The organism is Reyranella sp., from assembly GCF_965279465.1.
In the GTDB taxonomy this organism is placed as follows: domain Bacteria; phylum Pseudomonadota; class Alphaproteobacteria; order Reyranellales; family Reyranellaceae; genus Reyranella.
Genome location: NZ_OZ257242.1, coordinates 6,797,959 through 6,813,798, shown reverse-complemented (window position 1 = coordinate 6,813,798; position 15,840 = coordinate 6,797,959). Strand labels below are relative to the sequence as shown.

Sequence of the window (15,840 nt, the reverse complement as noted above, 5' to 3'; positions counted from 1 at the left end):
GGATCTTGAAACTGTCTGGAAACGGCCCTTCGCTAAGCAACGCGGCCCTAGAGGAAGGAGAGTATCCCGATGAACAAGCCGGCCCTGAGCGGCGCCTCCGCCGACGCACGCGAGCACTACGAGCGCGCACTCGGCCTGTTCCGCCTCTATAGCGGCGATCCGTTGGCCGCTGCCGACGCCGCGCTGGCCGACAGCCCCGGCTTCGCCATGGCCCATCTGCTGAAGGCGTGGCTGAATTTGCTCGGCACCGAGCCGGCGGGCATCGACGCCGCGCGCGCCGCTCACGCCACTGCCGCGCCGCATTGCCGGACCGCGCAGGAGAAGGGGCACCTCGCGGCGGTCGGGCATCTGGCCGAAGGACGCTGGCACGACGCCAGCCGGGCGATCCTGCGGGTCAGCACCGACCATCCGCACGACCTGCTGGCGCTGCAGGCGGGTCACCAGATCGACTTCTTCACCGGCAATGCCCGGCTCCTGCGTGATCGCATCGCCCGGGCGCTGGCCGACTGGTCGGCGGACATGCCCGGCTATCACGCGCTCCTGGGCATGCATGCCTTTGGCCTGGAGGAAATGGGCGATTATGGTTCCGCCGAGATCGCCGGCCGCCGCGCCGTCGAGCTCGAGCCGCGCGACGGCTGGGGACAGCATGCGGTAGCCCATGTACTCGAGATGCAGGGCCGCACCGGCGACGGGATTGCCTGGATGCGCGACAATGCCGATGCTTGGAGCTGCGACAGCTTCTTCGCCGTCCATAATTGGTGGCATCTCGCTCTCTACCATCTCGACCGAGGGGAGACGGGCGAGGTGCTGCGGCTGTTCGACGGCCCGATCTTCGGGGCCCGGTCCGGCGTCGCAATGGACCTGCTCGATGCGGCGGCGCTGCTATGGCGCTTGCACCTGCGAGGCGAGGCCGTGGGCGATCGTTGGACGGCCGTGGCCGACAACTGGCAACCCTTCGCGTCGGCAGGCAACTATGCTTTCAACGATGCGCATGCAGTCATGGCCTTCGTCGGCGCGAGCCGTCCCGAGCGGATCGCTGAGGTCATGGACGCCCAGGATCGGGCGATGGCGAGCGCGGGCGACAACGCGCGCTTCACCCGGGAGGTCGGCCGGCCGGTCGTGCTCGGGCTGAAGGCGTTCGGCGAGGGCGACTATGCAGGCTGCATAGCCGCCATCCAGCCGGTTATTCCCATCGCCAATCGCTTTGGCGGCAGCCACGCACAGCGCGACCTGCTCGACCTGACTGTCCTGGAAGCGGCCCTCAGGTTGCCCGATCCGGCGCTCGCCCGCGCGATCACCGCCGAGCGTCGTGCGGTGAAGCCCGACAGCCTGCACGCCCGGTCGATGTTCGAGCGGGCGAGGGGATTGCGCGGCAGCTGATAGTCCTCTCCGCGCTTCGCATAGGGAGGAATGCCGCTTCAGGCTGCGCGGCGGCGGGCGGTCTGGGCCTTCTTGATGTTGCGCTTGGCGGCGGCGCGCTGCTTTGGGGTGCGCCGCGTCGTCGCCTTCGCGTTCTTCCTGCCCATCGCCTTCGTGCTCTCGCGCTTGCCGCGCGCGCCGACGCGGCTCTTACCCTCACGCTCCTGCTGCGCGGTCTTGCCGGTGGCTTCCTTGCGCTTGCTTTTGCTCAGATTGCGCTTGTTCTCCGTCTTGCTCTCCTTCTTCGAGGCGCCCGCTTCCTTGAGCGCGATGGCAACGGCCTGTCGCCGGCTCTTGACCTTTCCGGCCTTGCCCTTCGGGCCGCTCTTCAGCTCGCCGTGCGCATATTCGTGCATTACCCGACCCATCGTCTTGCGCTGGGACGGCGAAGTCTTTGCGGCCATGACAGTCTCCTTGTGAAATCCTCTTTCTGCGAACGTCTCCCCGTCGTGTAGGTTGCCGCCATGGAAGATCCCGCCGCCTTCATCGCCGGCCTGCCGAAGGCCGAGTTGCACATCCATATCGAAGGAAGCCTCGAGCCCGAGCTGATGATGACGCTCGCGGCCCGCAACAAGGTCGCGCTGCGCTTCGGCTCGATCGAGGAGCTGCGCGCTGCCTACAGATTCTCGAACCTGCAGGACTTCCTCGATCTCTACTACGAAGGCATGCGCGTGCTGCTGCGCGAGCAGGACTTCTACGACCTCGCGATGGCCTACCTGAAGAAGGCGGCGTCGCAGAACGTGCGCCACGCTGAGATCTTCTTCGACCCGCAGGGCCACACCGACCGTGGCGTGCCGTTCAAGACGGTGATCGACGGCCTGTGGCGGGCGTTGAAGGATGCCGAGCGCGCGTTCGGTATGACGACGGCGCTGATCCTCTGCTTCCTGCGCCACCTCGACGAGGCGAGTGCCGAACGCACGCTCGACGAGGCCTTGCCGTGGCGTGACCGCTTCATCGGCGTCGGGCTCGATTCGTCGGAGAAGGGCCAGCCGCCGTCCAAGTTCGAGCGCGTCTTCGCCCGCGCGCGGGGCCTCGGCCTGAAGGCCGTCGCCCATGCCGGCGAGGAGGGGCCCCCGGAGTATGTCTGGCAGGCGCTCGATCTGTTGAAGGTCGATCGCATCGACCACGGTGTCCGCTCGCTCGAGGACGCGGATCTGACGGCGCGGCTGGTGCGTGACCAGATGCCGCTCACAGTCTGCCCGCTGTCGAACGTCAGGCTCTGCGTGGTGTCAAACATCAGAGAGCATCCGCTGCGCCGGATGCTGCAGGACGGGCTGATGGCGACGATCAACTCCGACGATCCCGCCTATTTCGGCGGCTACATGAACGAGAACCTGTCGGCGGTCGGGTTCAGCCGCGCCGAGATCGTCACGCTGGCCGGCAACGGCTTCCGCGCCGCCTTCTGCGACGAGGCAACCAGGCAGCGTTACATCGCCGAACTCGATGCCTACTGCCTATCTCGCCGCTGACGGCCTCGAGCCGCAGCTTCGCGAGGAACTGCACCGCGCCGGCGTTGCGGTAAGCGGCGAGCATGGCCGCCTGGTCATCGCCGACGGTCCCGCGATCGAGGCCGCGTGGGCGGCGAACATCTGGCACGACTGCGTGGAGTGGCCGGTCGCCTCGATCGGGACGGCGGCCAAGGGGTTGCGCGACATCCAGCGCAATTGGGCGATGTATGCGCCGTTGCATCATCGCCGCGCCGCGCTGATCCAGGAGCGGCTGCCGCACGTCTCGGCCAAGCCGGTCGTGTTTCCGGCCGCGGCACCGACCGCGCCGCTCGGCTCCTGGACCCTGCTCGCGCCGGATCGGCTGCTGGCGGCGGCGCAGTGCAGCGCACCCTTTCCCAATGGCGAGGTCGCGTTCGTCGAAGACAAGGCTGGGCCGCCGAGCCGCGCCTATCTGAAGCTCTGGGAAGCGCTGGTGCGGCTGCGCCGCTGGCCGCAGCCGGGCGAACGCTGCCTCGACCTCGGCGCCTCGCCGGGAGGCTGGACGTGGGTGCTGGCGAAGCTCGGCGCCAGCGTCGTCGCGATCGACAAGGCGCCGCTCGATCCGCGGATCGCCGCGATGCCGGGGGTGGACTGGCGCGGCGAGAGTGCATTCGCCCTGGACCCCGCAAGCGTCGGTCCGGTCGACTGGCTGTTCTCCGACATCGTCTGCTATCCGGCCCGGCTGCTGCGACTGGTCGAGCGCTGGCAAGCGTCGGGCCTGGTGAAGAATTTCGTCTGCACCATCAAGTTCCAGGGTGAGACGGACCATGACACGGCGGCAGCATTCGCGGCGATGCCAGGCGCGCACGTCCTGCACCTGCACCACAACAAGCACGAGCTGACGTTCCTGCTGACTTAGCGCGGCAGGCCTCGGGCGCGCAGGTCGCGGGCGAGGTGGTCGACGAAGGCGCGGACCGTGGGCGTGAGCAGGCGGTTGCCGGGATAGACCGCGTAGATCCCCCCGGCCGGCGGCTCGTGTCCCGTCAGCACGCGGGTCAGCTGCCCCGCCACGAGGGCGTCGGCGACCAGCCACTCCGGCACCGGAGCGAGGCCAAGCCCCGCCAGCGCTGCCGCCCGCAGCGACTCGCCGCTGCTGGTGAGCAACCCGGGGTTCACGGCGATTGTCTCGTTTCCCAGACTCCATGTGTCGCGCCACGGCAGAGGCGTGAAACCGATCAGGCGATGGCCCAGCACGTCGCGTGGCGTTGTCGGCGCGCCATGCTGGGCGAGATAGCCCGGCGACGCGACGATGACGACCTGCGACGTCGCGATCCGGCGCACGACCAGGGTCGGCTCGGGCTTCGCGACGATCCGGATGGCAAGATCGATGCCCTCGTCGACGAGCCTGGCCGCGGCGGTTCCCTCGACGAGCTCGATCTCCACCCTCGGGTGCGCGCTGAGGAAAGCTGGAAGCCCTGGGACGATGTATCGTTGCGCGAAGGCGTCCGGCGTGGCGAGCCGCAGTCGGCCGGCGGGTGTCTTCTGTGCCGCCTGCATCTCGGCGCGTGCGGCGGCCGCGCCATCCAGCAGCCGTCGGCACTGGCGATAAAACGCCGTGCCTGCCTCCGTCAGCCGCACGCGGCGTGTCGTTCGGTCGAGCAGGCGCACGCCCAAGCGCTCTTCGAGGGCGCGCACGGTCTCGCTGATCGACGATTTTGCGGTCTGCAGCGAAGCCGCCGCGGCGGTGAAGCTGCCGCGTTCGACCACCGCGGCAAAGGCTTCCATTCCGGCAAAGGCGTCCATCCGGCGATTGTTCGCCAGCGCGAACGATCTGTCCAGAATGCGCGTCTGCGCAGGGGGCGGGCGGCCTCGTAGAACCGAACCGCTCAACCAAGGAGGAGCCTGTGAACGAGACGTTGGATGTCCTGGGCGCGCCCATGATCGTGAAGAGTGCAGGCGATGTCGCGATGTTCCTCGCCGACCATCCCGTGCCGCCGGGCTATTTCGTGCCGCCGCACCGGCATGATGGCGACGACGAGCTGCTCTTCGTCGTCGATGGCGAGCTGACCTTGATCGGCGAGGCCGGGGAGGCGAAAGCCGGTCCCGGCACCGCTGCCACCTTCGTGCGCGGCAGTCTCCACGGCTTCCGCAACGACACCGACCGTACCGTCCGCCTCGTCGTTGCCGCGACGCCGGGCGTCCAGGCAGCCGAGATGTTCCGCCATTTCGACCGCGCCGGACGTGAAACGGGACGTCCATTGGAGCCCGGGGAGATTGTCGCCATTGCCGGGCAATACGGCGTGTCCTTCGGCTGATCAGCGATGCTAACCTTCTCCCGGCCATAGTCGGGAGAAGGTCATGCTGAAATCGATTGGAGTTGCCGCGTCGATTGTGTTGCTGGCGGGACCGGCGTTGGCGCAGTCCAAGCTCACGGTCGCGGCCTATGGCGGCGTCTGGGATTCGCACTTGAGGGAAAGGGTGTTCCCCGAGTTCGAGAAAAAGCACAACGTCAAGATCGACTATGTCGCCGGCAACTCGACCGACACGCTCGCCAAGCTGCAGGCCCAGAAGGGCAACCAGGTGATCGACGTCGCCATCATGGACGACGGCGTGATGTACCAGGCCATCCAGCTCGGCTTCTGCAACCCCATCCAGGGCCTGGACAAGAGCGAGCTCTATCCGGCCGCGCTGTTCAAGGACGACAAGGCGGTCGCGGTCGGCCAGACCGGCACCGGCTTCATGATCAACACCAAAGTCTTCAAGGAGAGGGGCTGGGCGACCCCGTCGTCGTGGGACGATCTCAAGGATCCCAAGTTCAAGAAGCAGCTCGTCATCCCGCCGATCAACAACACCTATGGCCTCTACACGCTGATGATGTACGCGCGCATGAACGGCGGTGGCGAGAAGAACATCGATCCCGGCTTCAAGGTGATGAAGGAGCAGATCAATCCGAACGTGCTGGTCTACGAGCCGTCGCCCGGCAAGATGACCGAGCTGTTCCAGTCGGGACAGGGCACGATCGCGGTATGGGGCACCGGCCGTGTCCAGGCCTTCGCCAACACCGGCTTCCCGGTCGACTTCATCTATCCCAAGGAAGGCGCGCCGATCCTGCTCGCCTCGGCCTGCCCGGTCGCCAAGCCGTCGGTCAATCCGCTGGCGCACGAGATGATCAAGACTTTGGTCTCTGCGCCGGTCCAGACCGGCATGGCCAAGGAGATGGGCAACGGCCCGGTCAACACCAAGGTCGACGTCACAATGCCGGAGCTCAGGATGGCGCCGGTCGGCGAGCGCGCCAAGCTGGTGATCGCCCCGGACTGGGACGCCATCAATGCCAAGCGCGACGAGTGGACCAAGCGCTGGAACCGCGAGGTGGAGCGCTGAACCGGTGCATCATCCGATCTATCTCTTCCGCCATGGCGAAACCGTCTGGAACGCCGAGAAGCGGGCGCAGGGCCATCTCGACTCGCCGCTGACCGAAACGGGTCGCGCTCAAGCGCGGGCCATGGGGCGCATGCTGGTGCAGGAGCTTGCCCAGTCGGGCTACAGGGCAGGCGACGTCATCGTCCGTGCCAGCCCGCTCGGTCGGGTGCGTGAGACGCTGGCGCTGGCGGCGGAGACGTCAGGCATCGCCCATGACGAGTCGTGTTTCGACTCTCGCCTGCGCGAGTATAGCTGGGGCGACTGGGATGGGCTGAACGGGCCTGAGATCGAAGCGCGCTTCCCGAACCAGATGGCCGTGCGCCTGCTGGACAGGTGGAACTACTGCCCGCCCAACGGCGAGAATTACGGCATGGTGGTCGAGCGGGCGCAGCCCGCGCTCGACGACATCGTGGCGCTCGCTGCCGGAAAGCCGGTGGCCGTGTTCGCTCATGGCGCGATCGGCCGGGTGATGCGCGGCCTGTTCCTGCGCGCGCCGCAAACCGAAATCCTGGCGATGGACCAGCCGCAGGACGCGTTCTTTCGCCTGCACGGCGGCGCGGTCCATCGCATCGCCGGCTGAGGCATGGCCTTTCTCGCGCTGGACAAGCTCACCAAGCATTTCGGCAGCCATGTTGCGGTCGACTGCTTGTCGCTCGAGGTCGAGAAGGGCGAGTTTGTCTCCCTGTTGGGCCCCTCGGGCTGTGGCAAGACGACGACCTTGCAGATGATCGCCGGCTTCGTCGAGCCGAGCGGCGGCGAGATCCGGCTCGCCGGCCGCGACCTGCTGGCGGTGAAACCGGCCAGGCGCGGCCTCGGCATCGTGTTCCAGAGCTACGCGCTGTTTCCGCACATGACGGTGGCGGAGAACGTCTCGTTCGGGCTCGAGATGCAGGGCGTCGCGACGGCCGAGCGCACGAAGAGAGTCGCTGAGACGCTGGCGCTGGTCGGCCTCGCGACCTTCGCGGGCCGATTTCCCCGCCAGCTCTCGGGCGGCCAGCAGCAGCGGGTGGCGCTGGCTCGCGCGCTGGTGATCCGGCCGCAGATCCTGCTGCTCGACGAGCCCTTGTCCAACCTCGACGCCAAGCTGCGCGAGGAGATGCAGATCGAGCTGCGCCAGATCCAGCGCAGCGTCGGCACGACCACCATCCTGGTGACCCACGACCAGGGCGAGGCGATGGCGCTGTCCGATCGCATCGTCGTGATGAACCAAGGCCGCGCCGAGCAGATCGGCCCGCCGCACGAGGCCTACGAGCGGCCGGCGACGCCCTTCGTCGCGGGCTTCCTGGGCAAGACCAACCTTGTGAAGGGAACGACCGTGCGGCCCGAGCGCATCTCCTTCGCGACCTCAGGCCTCGCCGGTACGGTCAAGACGCGCATCTTCCAGGGCAACCACTGGCTCTATCAGGTCGACACCGCCGATGGGCTGGTCACCGTCATCCGCCAGAACACCGGCGAGAGGATGCCGGACGAGGGCGCGGCGGTGCATCTGGCGTGGGCCGCGGCCTGATGCTGACGAGGTCCGTCGACTGCGCCTCGCTCTGCTCGGCTTCGCTCGGGATGACGGGCTTTGTCCGTCACCCTGACCGGAGCGCAGCGGAGCGGAGGGGCCTGATCACGTGGTCGTCATGAGCCGCACGCCCTATCTCCTCAGCCTCCCCGCGCTGCTACTGTTCGCGGGCGTGGTCGTCATTCCGCTTGCGATGACGGTGATTCTCACCTTCCACGACTGGGGCCAATACAAGGGCATCGAGCCGGTCTTCATCCTCAAGAATTGGGCGGAAGTCTTCGGCGATCCGTATTTCGGCGAGATGTTCTGGCGGACCTTCCGCATCGCGCTGATCGTCACCGTTCTCGCCGCCCTGTTCGGCGCGCCGGAGGCCTACATCCTGAACCGCATGAAGAGCCCGTGGCGCGGCCTGTTCCTGCTGGTGATCCTGGGGCCGCTGCTGATCTCGGTCGTCGCGCGCACGCTGGGCTGGGCGCTGCTGTTCGGCGGCAGTTCCGGCCTGGTCAACAAGGCGCTGATGTCGCTCGGCGTGATCTCCGCGCCGCTGCCCTTCATGTTCACCGAGACCGGCATGGTGGTGGCGCTGGTCCACGTGCTGATGCCCTACATGGTGCTCGCGGTGTGGGCGGCGCTGCAGCGCCTCGACCCGCAGATCGAGAACGCGGCGGTCGCGCTGGGCGCGGGACCTTTCACCGTGCTGCGCCGCATCGTGCTGCCGCAGGCGATGCCCGGCATCCTGTCCGGCGCGGTGATCGTGTTCGCGCTGGCGGCGTCGGCCTTCGCCACGCCGGCGATCATCGGCGGCCGGCGGCTCAAGGTCGCCTCGACCCTGGCCTACGACGAGTTCCTGAACACGCTCAACTGGCCGCTCGGCGCCACGGTCGCGGTGCTGCTCCTGCTCGCCCTGGTGCTGATCGTGGTCGGCGCCAACCGCCTCGTCGAGCGGCGCTACGCGCAGGTGTTCGGATGAGCCGCAACGGTCCGGTCGCGCTCGCCTTCCACGCGCTGTTCGTGACCTTCATGCTAGCGCCGATCGTCGTCGTCTGCTGGGTCGCCTTCACGCCGGAAGGGTATCTGTCCTTCCCGACCGACCGCTGGTCGCTGCGCTGGTTCGAGGCGATCGCGCGCTATCCCGAGTTCATCGCCGCCTTCTGGCGCTCCCTGTGGCTCGGCGCGCTTTCCTCCGCTTTCGCCGTTGCGGTCTCGGTGCCGGCGGCGCTCGCCATCGCGCGCTACCGTTTCCGCGGCCGCGAGGCGATGACGGCGCTGTTCATGTCTCCTCTGATGATCCCGCACATCGTGCTCGGCATCGCCTTCCTGCGCTTCTTCACCCAGATCGGGCTCGGCGGCACCTTCACCGGCCTCGTGCTGTCGCACATCGTGATCGTGCTGCCCTTCGCGCTCCGCCTCACTCTCGCCTCGGCGATCGGCCTCGACCGCGCGCTCGAGCATGCCGCCGTCTCGCTCGGCGCGTCGGAATGGACGGTGCTGAAACGCGTGACCCTGCCGCTGGTCGTGCCGGGGCTGGCGAGCGGCTGGGCGCTGGCTTTCATCAATTCATTTGACGAGGTGACGATGACGGTGTTCATCGCGGCACCCGGAACCGAAACCCTGCCGGTGCGCATGTTCCTCTATATCCAGGACAATATCGATCCGCTGGTCACTTCCGTGTCGGCCTGCGTGATCGCCGTCACCGTCGTCGCGCTGATCGCGCTCGATCGCGCCTACGGTCTCGAACGCCTTCTCGTCGGACGGACCGGCCATGGCCGCTAACGACTACGACGTGGCCGTCGTCGGTGGCGGGCTGGTCGGCGCCGCGACCTCGTGGGGCCTGGCGCGCGAGGGCCTGCGGGTCGCCCTGCTCGACGAAGGCGATCGCGCGGTGCGTGCCTCGCGCGGCAATTTCGCGCTGGTCTGGGTGCAGAGCAAAGGCCTCGGCCTCGCCGCCTATGCCGGGTGGACGATCCGTTCGTCCAATGCCTGGGGCGGCTTCTCCGATCTCCTGAAGCAGGAGACCGGCCTCGACGTCTCCTTCCAGCGGCCGGGCGGCTTCCATCTCTGCTTGTCGGAGAAGGAATTCGAAGCGCGGGCGACCAACCTCAAACGCCTGCACAACCAGCCGGGCATCGTCGACTACCGGACCGAGATGCTCGATCACGGCCAGGTCGCGAAGATGCTGCCCGACATCGGCCCCGAGGTCGTCGGCGCAAGCTATTGCCCGCTCGACGGCCACGTGAATTCGCTGCGCCTGTTCCGCACCCTGCACAGCGCGATCAATGCGCGCGGCGTCACCTATCTGCCGAACCATCGGGTCGAGAACATCACGAAGGAAGGCGGCGAGTTCCGCCTCGCCACGGCGCACGGCGAGATCCGCGCCGGCAAGGTCGCGCTCGCCGCCGGCAACGCCAACATGCAGCTCGCCCCGATGGTCGGGCTCGATGCACCGATGCGGCCCGAGCGCGGCCAGATCGTCGTCACCGAGCGGCTGCGGCCGTTCCTGAACTATCCGGTCGTCACCCTGCGCCAGACCGACGAGGGCACGGTGATGATCGGCGATTCCAAGGAGGAAAGCACCGATCCGACGGGGCTCACCCTTGGCGTGAGCGCCACCGAGGCCGAGCGCGCGGTGCGCCAGTTCCCGCTGCTCGCCAACGTCAACGTGGTGCGCACCTGGAGCGCGATCCGCGTGATGACCCGGGACGGCTTTCCGATCTACGACGAGTCGGAGAGCCATCCCGGCGCGTTCGTGTTGTGCTGCCATTCTGGCGTGACGCTGTGCGCCAATCACGCGCTCACCGTGGCGCCGATGATCGCCCGCGGCGCGCTCGACACGTCGCTGGTCGCTCCCTTCAGCGCGCGGAGGTTCCATGTTCAAGAGGCTGGGTGACACCGGCACGGCCGTCTCGCTGACGGTTGACGGCAAGCCGATCCGCGCCCGCACCGGCGACACCGTCGCGATCGCGATGCTGGCCGCCGGCCTCGATCATTGCCGGACCACGCCGGTCACCGGCGCGGCGCGCGCCCCGTACTGCCTGATGGGCGTGTGCTTCGATTGCCTGGTGACGATCGACGGCGTCGGCAGCCGGCAGGGCTGTCTCGTGCCGGTGCGCGAGGGAATGACGGTGGAGACGCAACTCGGCAAGCGCGAGGCGGGGCGATGACTTCCGTCAAGTGGCTGGGAGCGCGGTTCTCCAGAGCCGCTCATGGGATGTCGCAAGCCGGAGGAAGAGCGGCTCTGGAGAGCCGCGCTCCCAGCGAAGGGGAGGGCGCAGCCGATGAACGCCGCTGACCTTTCTCCCACTTATGACCTGGTCGTCATCGGCGGCGGGCCGGCCGGGCTTGCGGCGGCGGCGCTGGCGGCACGCGCGGGCGTGCAGACGGTGCTGTTCGACGAGAATCCAGGCCTCGGAGGCCAGATCTATCGCGGCATCGCGGCGAACCCGATGAGCAACCGCGCCATCCTGGGCGACGATTACTGGGCGGGCGCTGCGCTCGTTGCCGAGGTCAAAGCGAGCGGCGCCACGATCGCCAATGGCGCCACCGTCTGGAGCCTCGATCCGACGCTGCTAGTCGGCGTATCGATCGCAGGCCAGGCGCGCCTCCTTAAGGCCAAACGCGTGATTATCGCGACGGGGTCGCTCGAGCGGCCATTCCCCGTTGCGGGCTGGACGCTGCCCGGCGTCATGACGGCGGGGGCGGCCCAGACTGCCTTGAAGGCGCAGGGGCTGGTGCCGAGTGGTCGGACCGTGATGGCGGGGGCGGGTCCGCTGCTCTGGCTGCTCGCGGCACAGCTGCTGCGCGCCGGGGGCCGGATCGAGGCGATCCTCGACACGATGCCGAGGGTGAACTGGCTGCGCGCTGCGATGCACCTGCCCGACTTCGCCCTCTCGCCGTACTGGTCGAAGGGCCTGACGCTGCTGCGCGAGGTGAAGGCCAAGGTGCCGGTCATCCGCGTCAACAGCGTCGCGGCGGAGGGCAAGGACAAGCTGGCCGAAGTCGTGTTCGGCACCGGCGCCGGAGAGCGGCGGATGAAGGCCGACCTGCTGCTGCTGCATCAGGGTGTCGTGCCCAACGTCAACCTCGCCCTCGCGGCCGGCGTCTCGCATCGCTGGAACGGCCGCCAGCTCTGCTTCGAGCCGATCGTGGACGCCGACTTCGCGACCTCCGTTCCCGGAATCGCCGTTGCAGGCGACGGGGCCGGCATCGCCGGCGGCACCGCGGCAGCAGAGCGTGGCCGCATCGCCGCCATCGCGGCGGTGCGGGAGCTGACGCCCGGCGCGGCGCTGCCGCAGGTCCAGACGATACGGCAGAAGCTGTCGCGGGAGGAGGCGGGTCGCGCCTTCCTCGACATGCTCTACCAGCCCGCACCGGAATTCCGACGCCCCGTCGGCGATACGATCGTCTGCCGCTGCGAGGAGGTGACCGCGAAGCAGGTGCGCGACACGGCCGATCTGGGCTGCGAGGGGCCCAACCAGATGAAAGCCTTCCTGCGCTGCGGCATGGGTCCCTGCCAGGGACGGCTGTGCGGGCTCACGGTCACCGAGCTGATTGCCGAGCAGCGTCGGTCGACGCCAGAGGAGGTCGGCTACTACCGCCTGCGCCCGCCGGTGAAGCCGATCACCCTGGCCGAGTTGGCCTCGCTGCCGATCAGCGACAGCGAGCGCAAGGCGGTCGAAAGGTGAGTCTTCTACTGGGACCGCGTCACTCCGTGGCGCCTCTTTCATACTCTTCCGGACCGCGAGCATCTTGCTCGCTCATGAGCTTGAGCGAGCAAGATGCTCGCGGTCCGGAAGAGCATGAGCGCGCCCAGCCATGACCCGCACCGCCGACGTCGTCGTGATCGGCGGCGGCATCCATGGCTGCTCGACTGCGCTCCATCTGGCCCTGCGCGGGCTGAAGCCGATCCTGGTCGAGAAGGACTATGCCGGCCGCCATGCCTCGGGCGTGAATGCCGGCGGCGTGCGCCAGCTCGCGCGCGACCTTGCCGAGATCCCGCTGTCGATCTCCTCGATGGCGCTATGGGAGCAGATCGAAGAGCTGGTCGGCGACGATTGCGGCTTCGAGAGCCATGGCACGGTGCTCGTCGCGGAGAACGACGCGGAGCTCGACAGCTTCCGCGCCCGGGTCGACGACCTGCGCCTGAAAGGCTTCACGCACGAGGAGCTGATCGACCGCGCCGAGCTGCGGCGCCTCGTGCCCGCGGTCTCGGACGAGTGTCCCGGCGGCGTGGTTTCACGCCGCGACGGCGCGGCCGATCCGTTCCGCACGACGCAGGCCTTCCGCAAGCGCGCGATCGAGAAGGGCGCCGAGGTGGTCGAGGGTGTCACGGTGACCGGCCTGGAACGGGTCGGCGGCGTCTGGCGGGTCGAGACCAGCGACGGCCCGATCGAGGCGCCGAAGGTGGTGAATGCGGCGGGCGCCTGGGCCGATCGGATCGCGGCCATGCTGGGCGAGCCGGTGCCGCTCACCGTCGTGGCGCCGATGCTGATGGTGACCAGCCGGCTGCCGGCCTTCATCCAGCCGGTCGTGATCCTGCGGGGCCGCAAGCTCTCCTTCAAGCAGCTCGGCAACGGCACCGTGGTGATCGGCGGCGGCCATCTGGCGACGCCCCATCGCGACCGCAACGAGACGGTGCTCGACTGGGACAAGCTGGCGATCAGCGCGCGCACGGTGTGGGAGCTGTTCCCGCTGATGCGCCAGGCGACGATCGTGCGCGCCTGGGCGGGCATCGAGGCCTACATGCCCGACAGCATTCCGGTGGTCGGCCCGAGCGGCACGTCGGAAGGCGTCTTCCACCAGTTCGGCTTCTCGACCCACGGCTTCCAGCTCGGGCCGGGCACAGGTGCGGTGATCGCCGAGCTGGTGGCCACCGGTGCGACCAACGTGCCGATCGCCGACCTCGCCATCGGGCGGTTCAGGGCGTGAAACGCAGTGGGCACTGACGGCGTTTTACCGCATTTAGCGCTAATCGCACGGGCTGTCCTTCTGCAAAGGATGCATCGCCGGCGGCTCCCCTGGCCAAGCCCGCCAGCAGTCGATTGCCGCCAATCAGAAGAGTCATATGGAGGAATCACTTTATTATGATTCTCTATCAAGACTCTCTGGGCGATGACCCTCCTTCACTCCTGAGTCGGCAAAGGAAGCCCAAAGCGTATAGCGCTAAATGCGGAAAGTCGTTCAGCGCTAGCGCTGGCGCCGCCAGTCGTAGCCGAGGCGCGGGAAATGGACGGCGACCTCGCCGAGGTCGGGATCGTGGCGTAGCAGGGCGATCTCGTCGGGGTCGATGAAGCTAACCTCGCCCTCGGTCCAGTCGCGCGCATTGTCCGACGGACGCACGCGGGCGCGCTCGCCCGGCCTGGGATCTCCTTCCTGTGGATCGGAGGGGCGCGCCGGGGCAGGCGCTGCGTGACGGGCGACGGCGAGCGCCTCGTCCTGGCTGATCTCGGTGCGCGTGCCGTGGCCGATCGTGGCCATGCGGTCACGCCAGGCGAGGAGCTTTGGATAGGGATCGAACTCGGCGCGGCAGTCGATGTGGCGGCCGCGGTAGAACCAGACGACGTGGTAGCAGGCAAAGTCAGCGATGCAGGGTTTATCGCCCAGCAGGTAGGACCGGCCGTCGTCGAGCATCTCCGCCAGCCACTTGATCTGGGGCCGCACCAGATGCCGGTTCCGGATCGCCGCCGCGCGCACCGCCTCGATCGAGGGAGCGGGCAGGCCGTGCAGCTTCGCGCGGTCCTCATGCAGGCCTTCGGGCATATGGTCGGCATTGATGCCCGACACGAACAGGGCCGAGGGCCGCATGAACTGCTGCTCGGCCCACCAGGCGATCGCCTCGCCATGGCCGCGCGTACCGTCGGGGAAGAAGGAGGGCGAGGGGACACGCCGCTCGAGCTCGTGCGCGATCAACCGCGTGTCGCACCACAGATCGGCGCCCTCCTGCAGGATCGGGATGCGGCGATAGCCGCCGGTCAGCGGGGTGAGCTTGGGCTTGGGCAGGATCGGCGGCTGCTCGACGCTCCGCCACGCCAGCCCCTTGAAGCCCAGCATCAGCCGCGCCTTCTCGGCGAAGTTCGAGAAGTCGTAGTGGTGGAGGATGAGATTCATCGTACCGCTATTTCAATGAGGTGGTGTCATCCCGAACGAAGTGAGGGATCTATGGCCAACCGCCGGCATAGGTTCCTCACTTCGTTCGGGATGACACGACTCTCGTTTCGGGTGCTCTCAGGTTGGGCTATGCCGCCTTCAGCACGCCCTCGTCGTCCTCGATCGGCAGCGGATTCCAGTTTCGCGACACCACCCAGTCGGGGCGCGGGTTGTCGCCGAGCTGCGGCTTGTTGGCGACGGTGTTGCACGACACGTAGATGTGCCAGCGGTCGTCGGCCGAGAGATTGTGGCCCGAGGCGTGCAGCACGTTGCAATGGAACAGCACGCAGGTGCCGGCACGGCCGGTGACGGCGACCGGCTCGGGCGAGCTCTTCAGGATCTCGATCATGCGCTGCCTGGGCATTGCCCAGAACTTGTACGAGGTCGACTCGTCGTAAACCGGCTCGATGCGGCCGAGCTTGTGGCTGCCCGGGATGAGATAAAGAGCGCCACCCATCTCGGTCGTGTCGGTCATCATGACGTTGAAGGTCGCCATGTCGGGCCGCCGGCAGCCGTCGCGCATCCATGAGCCGTAGTCCTGGTGCCACTGCCACACGGTGCCCTCGATCGCGGGCTTGGTGTTGATCTTGGTGTGATAGACGTAGACGCCGTCGTCCTTCAGCACCTGCTGAACCGGGCGCAGCAGACGCGGCGTGCGGACCATGGCGCGGAACGGCTGCGAGCGGGTCGGGCCGTCGGTCTCGTGCACGCGGAAGATGGTGCGCACGCCGCCGGTGTGCTCGCGCACGACCTCCTCGCTCTCGACCTGGCTCAGCCGCGCGACCTCTCGGCGCAATACCGCCACCTCGTTGCGTGCGAAGAGGTCCGGGAATACGAGAAAACCGTCGCGGTCGAACCGCTCCAATTGCTCTGCCGTCAGCTCCATGGCGTTGCTCCCGATGTTCGTTGCGGCAACGCTAACAT

At 67.9% G+C, this 15,840-nt stretch carries 17 protein-coding genes; 13 read left to right on the top strand and 4 right to left on the bottom strand.

What is annotated here, in order from left to right:
- The first annotated feature begins 69 nt into the window (after nt 1-69).
- Entirely contained in the window at nt 70-1,380 is a 1,311-nt protein-coding gene (locus ACQY8M_RS33195) for a tetratricopeptide repeat protein (RefSeq protein WP_428665423.1), read from the top strand.
- A 38-nt stretch (nt 1,381-1,418) separates the two neighbouring features.
- On the opposite strand, the gene ACQY8M_RS33190 is transcribed toward ACQY8M_RS33195, so the two are convergent.
- Nucleotides 1,419-1,823 carry a DUF6496 domain-containing protein gene (locus tag ACQY8M_RS33190; protein ID WP_428665420.1) on the bottom strand — a complete coding sequence of 135 codons (405 nt, stop codon included), beginning with the start codon at nt 1,821-1,823 and terminating at the stop codon, nt 1,419-1,421.
- A 60-nt stretch (nt 1,824-1,883) separates the two neighbouring features.
- On the opposite strand from ACQY8M_RS33190, the gene ACQY8M_RS33185 reads away from it, so the two are divergent.
- Nucleotides 1,884-2,888, top strand: coding sequence for an adenosine deaminase (locus ACQY8M_RS33185; protein WP_428665418.1), 1,005 nt, complete (start codon nt 1,884-1,886; stop codon nt 2,886-2,888).
- Entirely contained in the window at nt 2,863-3,765 is a 903-nt protein-coding gene (locus ACQY8M_RS33180) for an SAM-dependent methyltransferase (RefSeq protein WP_428665415.1), read from the top strand. Before ACQY8M_RS33185 ends, ACQY8M_RS33180 begins: the two co-directional genes overlap by 26 nt.
- Here the strand turns inward: ACQY8M_RS33180 and ACQY8M_RS33175 are convergent.
- Entirely contained in the window at nt 3,762-4,649 is an 888-nt protein-coding gene (locus ACQY8M_RS33175) for a LysR substrate-binding domain-containing protein (RefSeq protein WP_428665412.1), read from the bottom strand. The genes ACQY8M_RS33180 and ACQY8M_RS33175 overlap by 4 nt on opposite strands.
- A 101-nt stretch (nt 4,650-4,750) precedes the next feature.
- Here ACQY8M_RS33175 and ACQY8M_RS33170 point away from each other — a divergent pair, with 101 nt between their 5' ends.
- From ACQY8M_RS33170 to ACQY8M_RS33125, 10 genes are all read left to right on the top strand, one after another.
- Entirely contained in the window at nt 4,751-5,161 is a 411-nt protein-coding gene (locus tag ACQY8M_RS33170; RefSeq protein WP_428665409.1) for a cupin domain-containing protein, read from the top strand.
- 43 nt (nt 5,162-5,204) lie between these two features.
- Nucleotides 5,205-6,227 carry an ABC transporter substrate-binding protein gene (locus ACQY8M_RS33165; protein WP_428665407.1) on the top strand — a complete coding sequence of 341 codons (1,023 nt, stop codon included), beginning with the start codon at nt 5,205-5,207 and terminating at the stop codon, nt 6,225-6,227.
- A 4-nt stretch (nt 6,228-6,231) separates the two neighbouring features.
- Nucleotides 6,232-6,846 carry a histidine phosphatase family protein gene (locus ACQY8M_RS33160; protein WP_428665404.1) on the top strand — a complete coding sequence of 205 codons (615 nt, stop codon included), beginning with the start codon at nt 6,232-6,234 and terminating at the stop codon, nt 6,844-6,846.
- A gap of 3 nt (nt 6,847-6,849) precedes the next feature.
- Nucleotides 6,850-7,773, top strand: coding sequence for an ABC transporter ATP-binding protein (locus tag ACQY8M_RS33155; protein ID WP_428665401.1), 924 nt, complete (start codon nt 6,850-6,852; stop codon nt 7,771-7,773).
- Between the two features lie 118 nt (nt 7,774-7,891).
- On the top strand, nt 7,892-8,743 hold the full coding sequence (locus ACQY8M_RS33150; protein WP_428675564.1) for an ABC transporter permease: 852 nt from the start codon (nt 7,892-7,894) through the stop codon (nt 8,741-8,743).
- The gene (locus ACQY8M_RS33145) at nt 8,740-9,546 is read left to right on the top strand and encodes an ABC transporter permease (RefSeq protein WP_428665399.1); all 807 of its coding nucleotides are present in this window, start codon (nt 8,740-8,742) and stop codon (nt 9,544-9,546) included. Before ACQY8M_RS33150 ends, ACQY8M_RS33145 begins: the two co-directional genes overlap by 4 nt.
- Nucleotides 9,536-10,660 (top strand): NAD(P)/FAD-dependent oxidoreductase, encoded by a 1,125-nt coding sequence (locus ACQY8M_RS33140; protein ID WP_428665397.1) that lies wholly within the window; start codon nt 9,536-9,538, stop codon nt 10,658-10,660. The genes ACQY8M_RS33145 and ACQY8M_RS33140 overlap by 11 nt, the downstream gene beginning before the upstream one ends.
- Complete coding sequence (locus ACQY8M_RS33135) at nt 10,641-10,934, top strand: (2Fe-2S)-binding protein (protein WP_428665395.1); 294 nt, start codon at nt 10,641-10,643, stop codon at nt 10,932-10,934. Before ACQY8M_RS33140 ends, ACQY8M_RS33135 begins: the two co-directional genes overlap by 20 nt.
- Nucleotides 10,935-11,048: 114 nt before the next feature.
- A complete protein-coding gene (locus ACQY8M_RS33130; protein WP_428665393.1) occupies nt 11,049-12,455 on the top strand; it encodes an FAD-dependent oxidoreductase in 1,407 nt (468 codons plus the stop codon).
- 130 nt (nt 12,456-12,585) lie between these two features.
- Nucleotides 12,586-13,698, top strand: coding sequence for an NAD(P)/FAD-dependent oxidoreductase (locus ACQY8M_RS33125; RefSeq protein ID WP_428665390.1), 1,113 nt, complete (start codon nt 12,586-12,588; stop codon nt 13,696-13,698).
- Nucleotides 13,699-13,956: 258 nt separating this feature from the next.
- On the opposite strand, the gene ACQY8M_RS33120 is transcribed toward ACQY8M_RS33125, so the two are convergent.
- Together ACQY8M_RS33120 and ACQY8M_RS33115 are read right to left on the bottom strand one after the other, a co-directional pair.
- Nucleotides 13,957-14,877: a glutathione S-transferase family protein gene (locus tag ACQY8M_RS33120; protein WP_428665388.1), complete on the bottom strand. Its 921-nt coding sequence runs from the start codon at nt 14,875-14,877 to the stop codon at nt 13,957-13,959.
- A 127-nt stretch (nt 14,878-15,004) separates the two neighbouring features.
- Nucleotides 15,005-15,802, bottom strand: a complete 798-nt coding sequence (locus ACQY8M_RS33115; protein ID WP_428665385.1) for a phytanoyl-CoA dioxygenase family protein — start codon at nt 15,800-15,802, stop codon at nt 15,005-15,007.
- Nucleotides 15,803-15,840: the final 38 nt, after the last annotated feature.